12 protein-coding genes, 1 tRNA gene and 1 riboswitch are annotated in these 12,711 nt (G+C 65.6%); all 13 genes read left to right on the top strand.

What is annotated here, in order from left to right; all coding sequences use genetic code 11:
- Nucleotides 1–170: 170 nt before the first annotated feature.
- Complete coding sequence (locus tag RM190_RS15085; protein ID WP_311760284.1) at nt 171–881, top strand: response regulator transcription factor; 711 nt, start codon at nt 171–173, stop codon at nt 879–881.
- A complete protein-coding gene (locus RM190_RS15090; protein ID WP_311760285.1) occupies nt 878–2,068 on the top strand; it encodes an FIST N-terminal domain-containing protein in 1,191 nt (396 codons plus the stop codon). The genes RM190_RS15085 and RM190_RS15090 overlap by 4 nt, the downstream gene beginning before the upstream one ends.
- A complete protein-coding gene (locus RM190_RS15095; protein WP_311760286.1) occupies nt 2,065–3,396 on the top strand; it encodes an ATP-binding response regulator in 1,332 nt (443 codons plus the stop codon). The genes RM190_RS15090 and RM190_RS15095 overlap by 4 nt, the downstream gene beginning before the upstream one ends.
- Before the next feature lie 85 nt (nt 3,397–3,481).
- Nucleotides 3,482–4,099 carry a hypothetical protein gene (locus RM190_RS15100; protein ID WP_311760287.1) on the top strand — a complete coding sequence of 206 codons (618 nt, stop codon included), beginning with the start codon at nt 3,482–3,484 and terminating at the stop codon, nt 4,097–4,099.
- Nucleotides 4,096–4,437 carry a hypothetical protein gene (locus tag RM190_RS15105; RefSeq protein ID WP_311760288.1) on the top strand — a complete coding sequence of 114 codons (342 nt, stop codon included), beginning with the start codon at nt 4,096–4,098 and terminating at the stop codon, nt 4,435–4,437. The genes RM190_RS15100 and RM190_RS15105 overlap by 4 nt, the downstream gene beginning before the upstream one ends.
- 58 nt (nt 4,438–4,495) lie before the next feature.
- Entirely contained in the window at nt 4,496–5,278 is a 783-nt protein-coding gene (locus RM190_RS15110) for an SDR family oxidoreductase (RefSeq protein ID WP_311760289.1), read from the top strand.
- Nucleotides 5,279–5,346: 68 nt separating this feature from the next.
- Nucleotides 5,347–5,436, top strand: a riboswitch (glycine riboswitch).
- Between the two features lie 129 nt (nt 5,437–5,565).
- Nucleotides 5,566–6,678, top strand: coding sequence for a glycine cleavage system aminomethyltransferase GcvT (gcvT, locus tag RM190_RS15115; RefSeq protein WP_311760290.1), 1,113 nt, complete (start codon nt 5,566–5,568; stop codon nt 6,676–6,678).
- Nucleotides 6,679–6,689: 11 nt separating this feature from the next.
- Entirely contained in the window at nt 6,690–7,046 is a 357-nt protein-coding gene (gcvH, locus tag RM190_RS15120; protein WP_311760291.1) for a glycine cleavage system protein GcvH, read from the top strand.
- Between the two features lie 131 nt (nt 7,047–7,177).
- On the top strand, nt 7,178–10,009 hold the full coding sequence (gene gcvP / locus RM190_RS15125; RefSeq protein ID WP_311760292.1) for an aminomethyl-transferring glycine dehydrogenase: 2,832 nt from the start codon (nt 7,178–7,180) through the stop codon (nt 10,007–10,009).
- 59 nt (nt 10,010–10,068) lie between these two features.
- A complete protein-coding gene (trxC, locus tag RM190_RS15130) occupies nt 10,069–10,515 on the top strand; it encodes a thioredoxin TrxC (protein WP_311760293.1) in 447 nt (148 codons plus the stop codon).
- Nucleotides 10,516–10,550: 35 nt separating this feature from the next.
- A tRNA-Ala gene (locus RM190_RS15135) sits at nt 10,551–10,626 on the top strand.
- A gap of 151 nt (nt 10,627–10,777) precedes the next feature.
- Nucleotides 10,778–11,140: a hypothetical protein gene (locus RM190_RS15140; protein WP_311760294.1), complete on the top strand. Its 363-nt coding sequence runs from the start codon at nt 10,778–10,780 to the stop codon at nt 11,138–11,140.
- 70 nt (nt 11,141–11,210) lie between these two features.
- Entirely contained in the window at nt 11,211–12,686 is a 1,476-nt protein-coding gene (locus RM190_RS15145) for a multicopper oxidase family protein (protein WP_311760295.1), read from the top strand.
- Nucleotides 12,687–12,711 lie beyond the last annotated feature (25 nt).

A 12,711-nucleotide genomic window follows, 5' to 3' on the forward strand; every position in this document is an offset into this window, starting at 1 on the left:
TGCGGCCAAAATGCCACGCGGCAGCGGGATCGGCCAATACGCCCGAAGTCTTAGGAGAATTTCCCCTATAGCGCCATCAGGCTTGCACCACGGGCCGAGCCGCCTAAGATGAGGCACCTGCCGCCGGAGACCTGCACCCGGCAACCATTCGTTTCTTTGGGAGGAGAACGATGGCTACAGCCATTCTGCATAATTCGGACCGCGCAATCGCGGCCAGGCTTTCGGCGGATCGCGTTCGCGAGATCCTGATCGTGGACGACCACCCGCTGATGTGTGACGCGCTTGCGCTGACACTGAAGATCAGCTTCGGGCTGAAGAATGTGCGCACGGCGCGCAGTCTTGCCGCCGCGCTGGAACAGATTCGGAACCAGGGCGCGCCGGATGCGGTGATCCTGGACCTGAACCTGCCCGACGCGCGCGGAGCCGAGGGGCTGGTCACGCTGCGTCGCCAGATTCCTGATGTGCCGATCACGATGATTTCGGCCGATCTGGAAAACGCGATGATCTCGGCCGCGATGGCGGCGGGTGCGCAGGGCTATATCTCGAAATCGCTGGGGCGCGAGGCGCTGGTGGAAAGCCTGCGCCGCATGTGGGAGGGTGAGCGCGTCACCCCCGACAGCTACCAGCCCGAACATGTCGGCGAAGAGGATGCAGCCCGAGTCGAACTGGCGCGGCGATTCTCCAGCCTGACCCCGCAGCAGATGAAGATCCTGCGCCTGATCTGCCAGGGCAAGGCGAACAAGGAAATCAGCTATGAGCTGTCCATCGCCGAAGCCACGGTCAAGACGCATATCACTGCGATTATGTCCAAGATCAACGCGCGCCGCCGCACTCAGGCCGTGCTTCTGGCCAATAGCGTGAGGCTGTTCGAACCGGCATGAGCTCCGCCTTGCCCGAGCCATGGCCGGGCGATGTCGCCCCCGTCCGGCCAAAGCCCACGGTCGGTTTTCCCCGCGCCCCGCTGGCCCTTGCGGTTCCGGCGGGGGACGAGGATATGGCCGCGCGCCTGATCGCGGCCTTCCAGCCCATCGGTCCGTGTCTGGTCCTGCTGTTCGGCACGCCGGCCCTCGGCTTGCCGCAACTGGGTCGGGAGCTTGGCGCTGCGCTTGGACCTGCCTGCCGAATCGTCGGTTGTTCCTCGGCCGGGGAGATCGGGCCGCAAGGCTACTGCAAGGAAAGCGTCGTCGCGCTGGCTTTTCCCGCTGAAAGCTTTCGCGCGGGCATCTGCATCCTGCGCGATCAGGCGCAGGTTCCCGTCTCGGACTGGATGGCGAAGTTGCGTCGCTTTCATGCCGGTTTCCGTCCCGATCCCCGGCGATCAAGCTTCGGGATCCTGCTGCCCGACGCGTTGGCCCGGCAAGAGGATGTGCTGGTTGCCACGCTGGACGCGGCGATTCCGGGTCTGCCGGTCATCGGCGGCTCGGCGGCAGAAGGGATGCGATTCCTGCCCACCTGCCAGATGGTCGATGGCGAGGCCCATCCCGGCGCGGCTGTTTTTATGTTGATCGAGACCGATCTGGCGGTGGCCGAGGTTTCCTTTGCCCATTTCCGCCCGACCGATCGCCGTGCGGTCGTGACGGCGGCCGATCCCCATAATCGCATCATCTGGGAGTTGAACGCCGAACCCGCCGCGCAGGAATATGCGCGCCTGACGGGAATCGCGCTTAACGCACTGACGACTACGGAATTCGCCCGCCACCCGCTGCTTTTGCGCACCGGACGGCGGCACCATGTCCGCGCAATTCGTGCAATGACCCCTGATGGCGGGCTGCAGCTGCTTTCGGGGATCGAGGCGGGCAACATCCTGACGCTTGGCCACGCGGTCGACATGACCCAGGGATTTGCCGACGCGATGGACGCCCTGCCGCGCCCGCCGCTGATGGTGCTGGGCTTTGACTGCATCCTGCGGCGCATCGCGCTTGAACGGGCGGGCATGACCGAGCGGATGTCCGAGCTTCTGGCGCGCTATCGCGTCGTGGGCTTCAATACCTATGGCGAGCAGCACAGCGGGATGCATGTGAACCAGACCTTCGTCGGCATGGCGCTGATGCCCCCCGAGGTGGGATGACGATGTTCCTGCGCGAAGAGGACAGCGAGATTCGCCGGGTAGAGAAGCTGACCCGGATCTCGGACGTGCTGGTCGAACGGATCGACCGGCTTGAGGAAAGCCGCGGCTCGGCCTGGTCGATGTTCCAAGCCGCCGTCGCGCTGGAGCAAGAGGTGCAGGTCCGCACACGAGAACTGGAACAGGCGCTGGCTGACCTGTCCGAACGCAACCGTGAACTGGCCGTGGCCCGCGCCCTTGCCGAAGAGGCGAACCGCTCGAAGACGCGTTTCCTGCGCGCGGCCAGCCATGACCTGCTGCAGCCCCTGTCCGCCGCAAAGCTGTTCCTGGCGGCGCTGAACGATACCAGCATGGACGAGTTGCAGACCGAGCTGGCGCAGCGCCTGTCCGGGGCCTTCGAATCGGTCGAGGAACTGATGCATGCGGTCCTGGACATCTCGCGGCTGGACAGCCAGCGGATCGAGTTCCAGCGCAAGCCGGTCGATCTGGGTGAGATGTTCCGCCGCCTTGCCATCGAATATGCGCCGATGGCCGAGGCCAAGGGCCTTCGGCTGAGCTTTGCCCCGACTTCGGCCATTGTCGAAAGCGACCCGACCTTCTTGCGGCGCATCGCGCAGAACCTGGTCTCGAACGCGATCAAGTATACCGACAGCGGTGGCGTTCTGGCCGGCGTCCGGCGGCGCGGCGGCCGCGTCTGGCTTGAGATCCTGGACACCGGCATAGGCATTGCCGCGCCGGATCGGGCGCGGATCTTCGACGAATTTCACCGCATCGGTCGCGAGGGCGGCGCGCCGGGCATGGGCCTGGGCCTGTCGATCGTGCGCCGGGCCTGCGCCAAGCTGGGCCATCCGATAGCCATGGACAGCGAACCGGGACGCGGCACGGTGTTTCGCGTCAGCCTGCCGCTGGTCGGGGCTGAAACCCAGGGCAAGGGCGTGGCCCCGGTTCTGGACGGACCGTCCCTGCGCGGTCGCGTCGCCTTGGTGGTCGAGAATGACGATGCCATGCGCCGGGCCTATCAACTGATCCTGCAGGACCGGCTGGGCATGGTCGCCCGCGTCACCTGCGGCATCCCGGAGGCGTTGGCTCAGATGGGGGATGAACCGCCCGACGTGGTGATCGCGGATTACAATCTGGACAATGGCGACACCGGCCTGCAGGCAATCCGCGAATTGCGGCTGGCCGCCGGTCAGCCCGTCCCGGCGATTATCGTTTCGGCCCGACGCGACCCTGAAATCGGGCGCGCCAGTCTTGAGCTGGGCGTCCCGGTGGTCGAGAAACCGGTTCGCCCCGAGGATCTGCAGGCGGTGCTTCAGCACATGTTTGCCTAAGACCAAAGAAGCATTGCCGGGCCGCCGGACTTCCGCGGTGCATCGCGCGGGGGCAGGCTCGACCGGAGGGAAGAGGAAGGCCACGATGAAATTCTTGCGATTGATTGCCCTGGCCGGTCTGCTGGCCGCGCCACCCGCCATTGGCGGAGAGGCGGGCGACCTGCTGTTTGCCGAGCGGGGGCCTTGGGATCTGTCCAGCGGCCCGCTGGTCTGGAAGCTGGATCAGACCGGCCCCGAGGTCGAAGGCTTTACGCCGCTGGGGCAGGGTAAGCTGACGCTGGACAAGGGGACCGATCCCTCGGACGGCAAGCCGATGCTGCAATTGGCCGAGGAAACCTCGCGCATCAAACGCAAGATCGGCCCGTTCCCGGTGGAAGGGGGCGATCCGCTGCTGACCTTCTTCCTGGAAACCACGACGCGCGACATGGCCGCGCTGACCGGGGGCAGTCCCTTCTATATCCGCAACCGGCTGAAGGACGCGCTGTTCCGCGGCGGCGAAATCCGCAAGGAGGATGGCAAATCGGTCGCCGTCTTCACGCCTTTCGCTGGCGACAAGAACAAGGAACGGATGTTCGGTTTCGATACGCTGGAACTGAGCTTCACCGTCGCCGATCCCAAGCAGCCGATCCTGCGCATGGCAGCCAAGACCGGGCCGCTGGCGGGCGGGCGCCCCGCTTACATCAGCGAAATGGTGCTGCAATGAGGCGCGCCGCGATTCCGACGGCGTTGCTGGCCGTATGGGCCGGATCGGCGGGGGCGCAGTCCGTCAACGACTATCCCACCAACGCGCGGGCGGATTACGTCTTTGTCTGCATGGCGACCAACGGCCAGACCCGCGACATGCTGGACAAGTGTTCTTGCGCCATCGACCAGATTGCGTCGATCCTGCCCTATGACGATTATGTCCGGGCCGAAACCGTGATGCGGATGCGCCAGACCTCGGGCGAGCGGACCGCGCTGTTCCGACAGGGGCAGCAGGTCAACGACATGGTCGCCTCTTACCGCCGGGCCGAGGCCGAGGCCGAGATCATGTGCTTCTGAACTGGACAATCCGACCCTTGCGCGTTTCCTTGGCGGCAGCTGAACAGGAGGAAATCGCATGGATCTGGGCATCAAGGGCAAGCGCGGGTTGGTCTGCGCCGCATCCAAGGGGCTGGGCCGCGGCTGCGCCGAGGCATTGGCCGAGGCCGGGGTGGACCTGGTCATCAACGCGCGCGGCGCCGAGGCGCTGGAACGCACAGCGGCGGAGATTGCCGCGAAACACGGCGTCAAGGTCACGGCCGTGGCTGCCGACATCACGACCGATGCCGGACGCGCCGCCGTCCTTGAGGCGCTGGGCGGGCAGGCCGACATTCTGGTGAACAACGCGGGCGGCCCGCCGCCCGGCAAATGGACGGACTGGAATCGCGACGATTTCATCAAGGCGATCGACGCGAACATGCTGACCGCCATCGCGCTGATGCAGGCGCTGGTTCCGGGCATGATGGAACGGGGCTGGGGCCGCGTCGTCAACATCACCTCGCAATCGGTGCGCACGCCGATCGGAATCCTTGGCCTTTCGAACACCGCACGCGCGGGTCTGACCGGCTTTGTCGCGGGCATGTCGCGTCAGGTGGCCCCGCAGGGGGTGGTGGTCAACAACCTGCTGCCGGGCATTCATGCGACGGACCGAGCCTCCAGTCTTGATTCGGGCATCGCCAAGGCCGAGGGCATCAGCGTCGAGGAAGCCCGCCACCGCCGCGAGCAGACCATCCCGACGCACAGCTACGGGACGGCCGAGGATTTCGGGGCGACCTGTGCCTTCATGTGCAGCCAGCACGCACGATTCATGGTGGGCCAGAACATCCTGCTGGATGGCGGGGTGTCGAACATCTCGATCTGACCGGGGCGCGCGAACACCGGGGCGGCGGGTTGGCTCTTGCCAGAATCCCGCCGCCTCGCTACGACGAAAGTCGGAAATCGGGAGACACTGGCAGAGGCCAGGGCCGAAGGAGCAACCGCCCCGGTAAACTCTCAGGCGCAACGAACCGTTTTCCATCGAAGACTCTGGAGAGTGGCGATTTTTTCTCGCCCGCCGAAGGGATAACGATCTCAGGCGCCCCGGTTGGGGTAGGGACAGAGGGGGCATCGAACGGACGGGATAGGCCTGTCCGCAGATGAGGGATGCCCATGGCCGAACTTCGGCGAACGAGACTTCACGACCTGCATCTGGCGCTGGGCGCCAGGATGGTTCCCTTTGCCGGCTGGGACATGCCCGTCCAATACCCGATGGGGGTCATGGGCGAACACCTGCATACCCGCGCGAAAGCCGGGCTTTTCGACGTCAGCCACATGGGGCAGGTGATCCTGCGCGGGCCGGATGTTGCTGCGGCGCTGGAAACGCTGGTTCCGGCCGATATCGCCGGGCTGGGGCAGGGGCGCCAGCGCTATGGCCTGTTTACCAATGCGGCGGGTGGCATCCTTGACGACCTGATGATCGCGAACAAGGGCGACCACCTGTTCCTGGTCGTGAACGCCGCCTGCGCCGAACAGGACATCGCCCATCTGCGCCTGCTGGAAGGCAAGGGCATTTCGGTCGAACCGATTGCGGGCCGGGCGCTGCTGGCGCTGCAGGGCCCCGAGGCCGAGGTCGTGCTTTCCCGGCTGGTGCCGGGCGCTGCCGCGATGAAATTCATGGATGTCGCGGAATTCGACTGGCAGGGCGCGACCCTGTGGGTCAGCCGCTCGGGCTATACCGGCGAGGATGGGTTCGAGATTTCGATCCCCGATGACGTGGCCGAGGCCTTTGCCCGCGCCCTTCTGGACCAGCCCGAGGTCGCGCCGATTGGCCTTGGCGCGCGCGACAGCCTGCGGCTTGAAGCCGGGATGCCGCTTTACGGTCACGACATGGACGCGGCGACCACACCCGCCGTCGCCGGGCTTGGCTGGTCCGTGCCCAAGGTCCGCCGGTCCGGCGGTGCGCGCGAAGGCGGCTTCCCCGGTGCGGACACGGTGCTGGACGAACTGGCGCGCGGTCCCGAGATGACGCGCCACGGCTTGCGTCCCGAAGGCCGCGCCCCGATCCGAGAAGGCGTCGAGATTTTCGACAAGCCGGAAGGTGGCCACCGTATCGGGCAGGTCTGCTCGGGCGGGTTCGGCCCCTCGGTCGGTGGTCCGGTCGCGATGGCGATCCTGCCGGTCGGACTTGCCGATGGTGCTTCCGTTTTCGCCGAGCTGCGTGGCAAGCGCCTGCCGGTGACCCTGACCCCCATCCCCTTCCACAAACCAAGCTACAAGCGCTGAGAGGCCAGGCAATGCTGAAATACACCGAAGACCACGAGTGGCTGAAACAGGATGGCGACGAGATCATCGTCGGCATCACCGCCCATGCCAGCGAACAACTGGGCGACGTCGTCTTCATCGAGCTGCCCGAGATCGGCCGCGAGGTCGAGGCGGGCGAGGAGATCGTCGTGATCGAATCCGTCAAGGCGGCATCCGACATCACAGCCCCCGTCGCGGGCACCATCACTGCCGTCAACGAGGCGCTGCCCGATGCGCCTGGCGCGGTGAATTCCGATGCGATGGGGACCTGGTTCTTCCGGATCAAGCCGGCTTCGGTCGACCTTTCCGGCTTCATGGACGAAGCCGCCTATAACGAGCTGATCGGCTGAGCCACCGCTGCCGGGCCATCCGGCCCGGCGGTGGCCGAGGGGGCTGTCTGCCCCCTCGGGCTCCCCGAGGGTATTTCTGAAACGGTGAATGCCGCCTTGTGCGGTTGGACCGATCTTACTGGAACGCGCATATGGCCCGCTGGACCCCGACCACCTATAATCCCGACGACTTCGCCAACCGCCGCCATATCGGCCCCTCTCCGGCCGAGATGGAGGCCATGTTGAAGGCCGTGGGCGTCGACAGCCTTGACACGCTGATCGAGCAGACCGTTCCCGCGGGCATCCGCCAATCCCGCGCGCTGGACTGGCCCGCCTTGTCCGAAGCCGCCCTTCTGCAGCGCATGCGCGACGTGGCCAGCCGCAACCGCGTGATGACCAGCCTGATCGGGCAGGGCTATTACGGGACCGTCACGCCCCCCGCGATCCAGCGCAACATCCTGGAGAACCCGGCCTGGTACACGGCCTATACCCCCTACCAGCCCGAAATCGCGCAGGGTCGGCTTGAGGCGCTGCTGAACTTCCAGACCATGGTTGCGGATCTTACCGGCCTGCCGGTCGCGAATGCCTCGCTTCTGGATGAGGCAACTGCGGCGGCCGAGGCGATGGCGATGGCGCAGCGCGTCGCGAAGTCCAAGGCCAAGGCGTTTTTCGTCAGCGACAATCTGCATCCGCAGACCATCTCGGTCATCGAAACCCGCGCCGAGCCGCTGGGGATAGAAATCATCCGTGGTTCCGAGTGCGATCCCTCGACCGTGTTCGGGGCGATTTTCCAGTATCCCGGCACCTTCGGCGAAGTCCGCGATTATTCGCGGGAATGCGCCGCCCTGCACGCGGCGGGTGCGGTGGCCATCGTCGCAACCGACCTGCTGGCACTGTGCGTCCTGAAAGAGCCGGGCGCGATGGGTGCGGACATCGCCGTCGGCTCGGCGCAGCGCTTCGGCGTGCCGATGGGTTATGGCGGTCCGCATGCCGGTTTCATGGCCTGCCGTGACGAAATGAAGCGCGCCATGCCGGGCCGCATCGTCGGTGTGTCGATCGACGCAAAAGGCAACAAGGCCTATCGCCTGTCGCTGCAGACCCGCGAGCAGCATATCCGTCGTGAGAAAGCGACTTCGAACGTCTGCACCGCGCAGGCGCTGCTGGCGGTCATGGCAAGTTTCTATGCCGTATTCCACGGGCCTGTGGGTCTGCGCGCCATCGCGCAGCGCGTCCACCTGAATGCGGCGACGCTGGCCCAAGCCCTGCGCTCCGCAGGGGCCGAGGTCGAGCCCGAAGCCTTTTTCGATACCATCACCGTGCGCGTCGGCGTAGGCCAGCAGGGCATCCTTGCAGCGGCGCGCCATCGCGGCATCAACCTGCGCCGCGTCGGTCGTGACCGCGTCGGGATCTCGGTCGACGAGACCACGGATGCGGGCGTGATCGCGCGCGTTCTGGACGCGTTCGGCATCGCCGATCCGGCCAAGCCCGCGACTGCTCCGGCCATCCCCGAGGACCTGATCCGCGAAAGCGACTACCTTGCGCATCCGGTCTTTCACATGAACCGGGCCGAATCCGAGATGATGCGCTATATGCGCCGCCTGTCGGACCGCGATCTGGCGCTGGACCGCGCGATGATCCCGCTGGGGTCCTGCACGATGAAGCTGAATGCCGCCGCCGAGATGATGCCGATCACTTGGCCGGAATTCGGCGCGCTGCATCCCTTCGCGCCGGAGGATCAGGCCGCCGGCTATCATGAAGTCTTTGCCGACCTGACCGCGAAGCTTTGCGAGATCACCGGCTATGACGCGTTTTCCTTGCAGCCGAACAGTGGCGCGCAGGGCGAATATGCCGGTCTTCTGACCATTGCCGCCTATCACAAGTCGCGCGGCGAGGACCGGGACATCTGCCTGATCCCGGTCAGTGCGCATGGCACCAATCCGGCCAGCGCGCAGATGTGCGGCATGAAGGTCGTGGTGGTGAAATCGGCCCCGAACGGCGATATCGACCTTGAGGATTTCGCGGCCCATGCGGCGAAGGCGGGTGACAGGCTGGCGGCGGTGATGATCACCTATCCCAGCACCCATGGCGTCTTCGAGGACACCGTGCGCGAGGTCTGCGAGATCACGCACAAGCATGGCGGGCAGGTCTATATCGACGGGGCGAACATGAACGCGCTGGTCGGGCTGGTGAAACCCGGCGAGATCGGCGGCGATGTCAGCCACCTGAACCTGCACAAGACCTTTGCCATCCCGCATGGTGGCGGCGGCCCCGGCATGGGTCCGATCGGGGTCAAGTCGCATCTGGCACCCTTCCTGCCCTCGGACCCGCGCAGCGGCGATCTGGGTGCGGTCTCGGCAGCGCCATGGGGGTCGGCCTCGATCCTGCTGATCAGCTGGGCCTATTGCCAGATGATGGGGGGCGAGGGGCTCACGCAGGCAACCCGTGTCGCGATCCTGAACGCGAACTACATCGCAAGCCGACTGGCAGGATCCTTTCCGGTGCTGTTCATGGGCAATCGCGGTCGCGTCGCGCATGAATGCATTCTGGACATGCGGCCGTTCCAGGCGCATGGCGTGACCGTGGACGATATTGCCAAGCGTCTGATCGACAATGGTTTCCACGCGCCGACGATGAGCTGGCCGGTCGCCGGAACGCTGATGGTCGAACCGACCGAATCCGAGACCAAGGCCGAGATAGACCGTCTGATCACCGCCTTCCAGGCGATCCGGGCCGAGATCACCGATGTGGCCGAAGGTCGCATCAGCGCCGAGGCCTCGCCCCTGCGCCATGCTCCGCATACGGTCGAGGATCTGGTTGCTGACTGGGACCGCGAATATTCGCGCGAGCAGGGTTGCTTCCCGCCGGGCGCCTTCCGCGTCGACAAATACTGGCCGCCGGTCGGTCGCGTCGACAACGCCTATGGCGACCGCAACCTGATCTGCACCTGCCCGCCGCTGGAAAGCTATGCCGAGGCGGCCGAGTAAGGCCCATTGAAATTGGTCATCGCGGGATCATCTTGGGTGCAAAGACCCGGAGACCCGCGATGCCCGCCCTGAAACTGACCTGCCTGTCCTGCGGACAGGTGAACCGCCTGCCCGAGGAACGCCTGCCCGCCGGTCCTAAATGCGGCATTTGTGGCGAGGGGCTGATACCCGCGAAGCTGCGTTCCGTTAATTTCGACACGCTGCAAAAGGCCGCGCGCAATGACGATCTGCCATTGCTGGTCGACTTCTGGGCGCCTTGGTGCGGTCCCTGCCGTGCGATGGCTCCGGAATTCGAGAAGGCGGCGCAACATCTGAAGGGTCGGGTGCGGCTGGTCAAGATCGACACCGAGGCCCATCCCAAGGCAAGCCAGCGATGGAATATCCGGGGGATTCCGGCCTTCATCCTGTTCCGCGCCGGTCGCGAGATCGCGCGCGAGGCCGGTGCCCGCCCCGCCGCCGATCTGGTTCGCTTTGCAGAAACCGCGACCCGTTCCAGAGCGTCTTGACATTCCTCTCGGGCCGGTCCAATTACCCCGCCAGTGGGGCCGTAGCTCAGTTGGTAGAGCGCATCGTTCGCAATGATGAGGCCAGGGGTTCGATTCCCCTCGGCTCCACCAGATCCTCCCAGAATATCAAGATCGATTCCGAATTTCGCGATGTTGCGCAATGTTGTCTGGTGTCCCGACGCCGTGGGCTTGCCTGTCCTGATGACGGGTTTTGGGGCGAAGGCGGTGGACTTTGGCTGAGGTTGGCGGCTAACCTTTCGGCATGAAGCGGTTCGCGTTCATCGTCCTTGCGATCCTGTCGCTTTGCCTTGCGCCCTATATGGCCGCGGCCCACGCCACCGGCATGGCTACGGGGCAAATGACCCATGAGATGGCGATGGACCATGCCAGCGCGCATAATGCGCATCGCGGGACCGTGGTGACCTGCCATGGCAAGGGTAGCTGTGGCACGGATGCTGCCGTTTGCGCCTGGGTCTGTGCCGGAGGGGCGGCCATCGATCCGGTTTCACTCACGTTCCGCACTGTCCCGGTGCCGCGCGCTTTTCATGCGTTGCCCGCGGCGCGGATCGGCAAGGGAATGGTGCCGCCGCTGAACGAGCGCCCTCCCAATTCTTCCTTCCTCTGAAGCTGCACGCCGCTGTGGCGTGCGACAATCTGATTTCAGAGGGGAATCGTGGATTCCCACGGAGGCGAAGATGACTCTTCTTACCAGGCGCGGCTTTCTTGCCGCGGGCGTCGCGGCATCGGCAATGGTCCAGTTCCCGCGCATCGGGATGGCCGAACCCCCGGCAATTGGCCTGCGCGCCGCCAGCCGGACGCTTGACATCGACGGGCGGGCGGCCTCGGTCTGGGGGCTTGCGGGCCCCTCGGGGCAGGGGCTGATCCTGGACCCCGGCGCGCGGTTTCGAGTCGACCTGACCAACGATCTGCCAGAGCCGACAATCATCCACTGGCACGGACAGATTCCACCAAATGCGCAGGACGGCGTGCCCGACATGCCGATGCCGAAGCTGAAGCCTGGCGAGACGCGAAGCTATGACTATGCGGCAATTCCCGGCACCTACTGGATGCATTCTCATATCCCCAAGCAGGAAATGCGCCTGCTGGCCGCGCCGCTGATCGTGCGCAGTGCCAGCGACATCGCGGCCGACCGGCAAGAGGTGGTGATGTTCCTGCATGACTTTGCCTTCAAGTCGCCCGAGGAGGTGATGGAGGAGATTGCGGGTGGTCATGCGCCCTCGGGTCACGAAGGCATGGATCATGGCGCCATGCCGATGAAGCAGCCGATGGCCGGCATGGACCATGCGGGCATGTCGGGCCACGACATGTCCGGCATGTCTGGCATGGCCGCAATGCAGATGGACCTGAACGATTATGACTGGGACGCCTATCTGACCAACGACCGCACCCTGTCCGACCCCGAAGTGATCCGGGTCGAGCGGGACGGCCGCGTGTTGCTGCGGGTGGTCAATGCCGCTGCCGCCACGGTCTTCTGGATCGATACCGGCGGGGTTCAGGCGCGGCTGGTGGCGGTCGACGGGCAGGGCATCCAGCCCCTGACCGGCACCCGCTTCGGGATCGCGATGGCGCAGCGCCTTGACCTGGAGATCGAACTGCCGGGTACGGGGTCATGGCCGATCCTGGCGATCCGCGAAGGGGCGCGGGAGCGCACCGGCCTGATCCTGGCCACGGCGGGGGCAAAGGTGCCGAAGCTTACGCCTTTGGCCGACCAGAACGCCGCGGCCTTCGACACCGACATGGCGCAGGAAATGCGGCTGATCGCGAGTGATCCGCTGCCGGCGCGAGAGGTCCAGACAAGCCGGGCGCTGATGCTGGGCGGCACGATGCAGCCCTATCGCTGGACGATCGACGACAAGGTCTGGGGCGAGCATGTTCCCGTCACCGCGCGTTCGGGCGAACGGGTCGAGATCATGTTCCACAACATGTCGATGATGGGCCACCCGATGCACCTGCATGGACATACGTTCCAGGTGGTCGAGGTGAACGGGCGGCGGTTCTCCGGCGCGCGGCGCGATACGGTCTATGTGCCGCCGATGGCGATGGTGACGGTGGCACTGGACGCGGGCGAGGCCGCGCGCTGGATGCTGCACTGCCACCACATGCCGCATCTGGAAACCGGTATGATGACGGAATTCGCCATCACCACCTGAGCTTTTGGCGGGGGCCGCAAGGTGC

It is taken from the genome of Paracoccus broussonetiae, from assembly GCF_031854425.1.
GTDB classification, from domain to species: domain Bacteria; phylum Pseudomonadota; class Alphaproteobacteria; order Rhodobacterales; family Rhodobacteraceae; genus Paracoccus; species Paracoccus broussonetiae.

Excerpts from the sequence above, each read along its gene's own strand:
- RM190_RS15145 (WP_311760295.1), top strand. The coding sequence starts at position 11,211 with ATGACTCTTCTTACCAGGCGCGGCTTTCTTGCCGCGGGCGTCGCGGCA.
- RM190_RS15110 (WP_311760289.1), top strand. The coding sequence starts at position 4,496 with ATGGATCTGGGCATCAAGGGCAAGCGCGGGTTGGTCTGCGCCGCATCC.
- RM190_RS15105 (WP_311760288.1), top strand. The coding sequence starts at position 4,096 with ATGAGGCGCGCCGCGATTCCGACGGCGTTGCTGGCCGTATGGGCCGGA.
- RM190_RS15085 (WP_311760284.1), top strand. The coding sequence starts at position 171 with ATGGCTACAGCCATTCTGCATAATTCGGACCGCGCAATCGCGGCCAGG.
- gcvH (WP_311760291.1), top strand. The coding sequence starts at position 6,690 with ATGCTGAAATACACCGAAGACCACGAGTGGCTGAAACAGGATGGCGAC.
- trxC (WP_311760293.1), top strand. The coding sequence starts at position 10,069 with ATGCCCGCCCTGAAACTGACCTGCCTGTCCTGCGGACAGGTGAACCGC.
- RM190_RS15140 (WP_311760294.1), top strand. The coding sequence starts at position 10,778 with ATGAAGCGGTTCGCGTTCATCGTCCTTGCGATCCTGTCGCTTTGCCTT.
- RM190_RS15090 (WP_311760285.1), top strand. The coding sequence starts at position 878 with ATGAGCTCCGCCTTGCCCGAGCCATGGCCGGGCGATGTCGCCCCCGTC.
- gcvP (WP_311760292.1), top strand. The coding sequence starts at position 7,178 with ATGGCCCGCTGGACCCCGACCACCTATAATCCCGACGACTTCGCCAAC.
- gcvT (WP_311760290.1), top strand. The coding sequence starts at position 5,566 with ATGGCCGAACTTCGGCGAACGAGACTTCACGACCTGCATCTGGCGCTG.
- RM190_RS15095 (WP_311760286.1), top strand. The coding sequence starts at position 2,065 with ATGACGATGTTCCTGCGCGAAGAGGACAGCGAGATTCGCCGGGTAGAG.
- RM190_RS15100 (WP_311760287.1), top strand. The coding sequence starts at position 3,482 with ATGAAATTCTTGCGATTGATTGCCCTGGCCGGTCTGCTGGCCGCGCCA.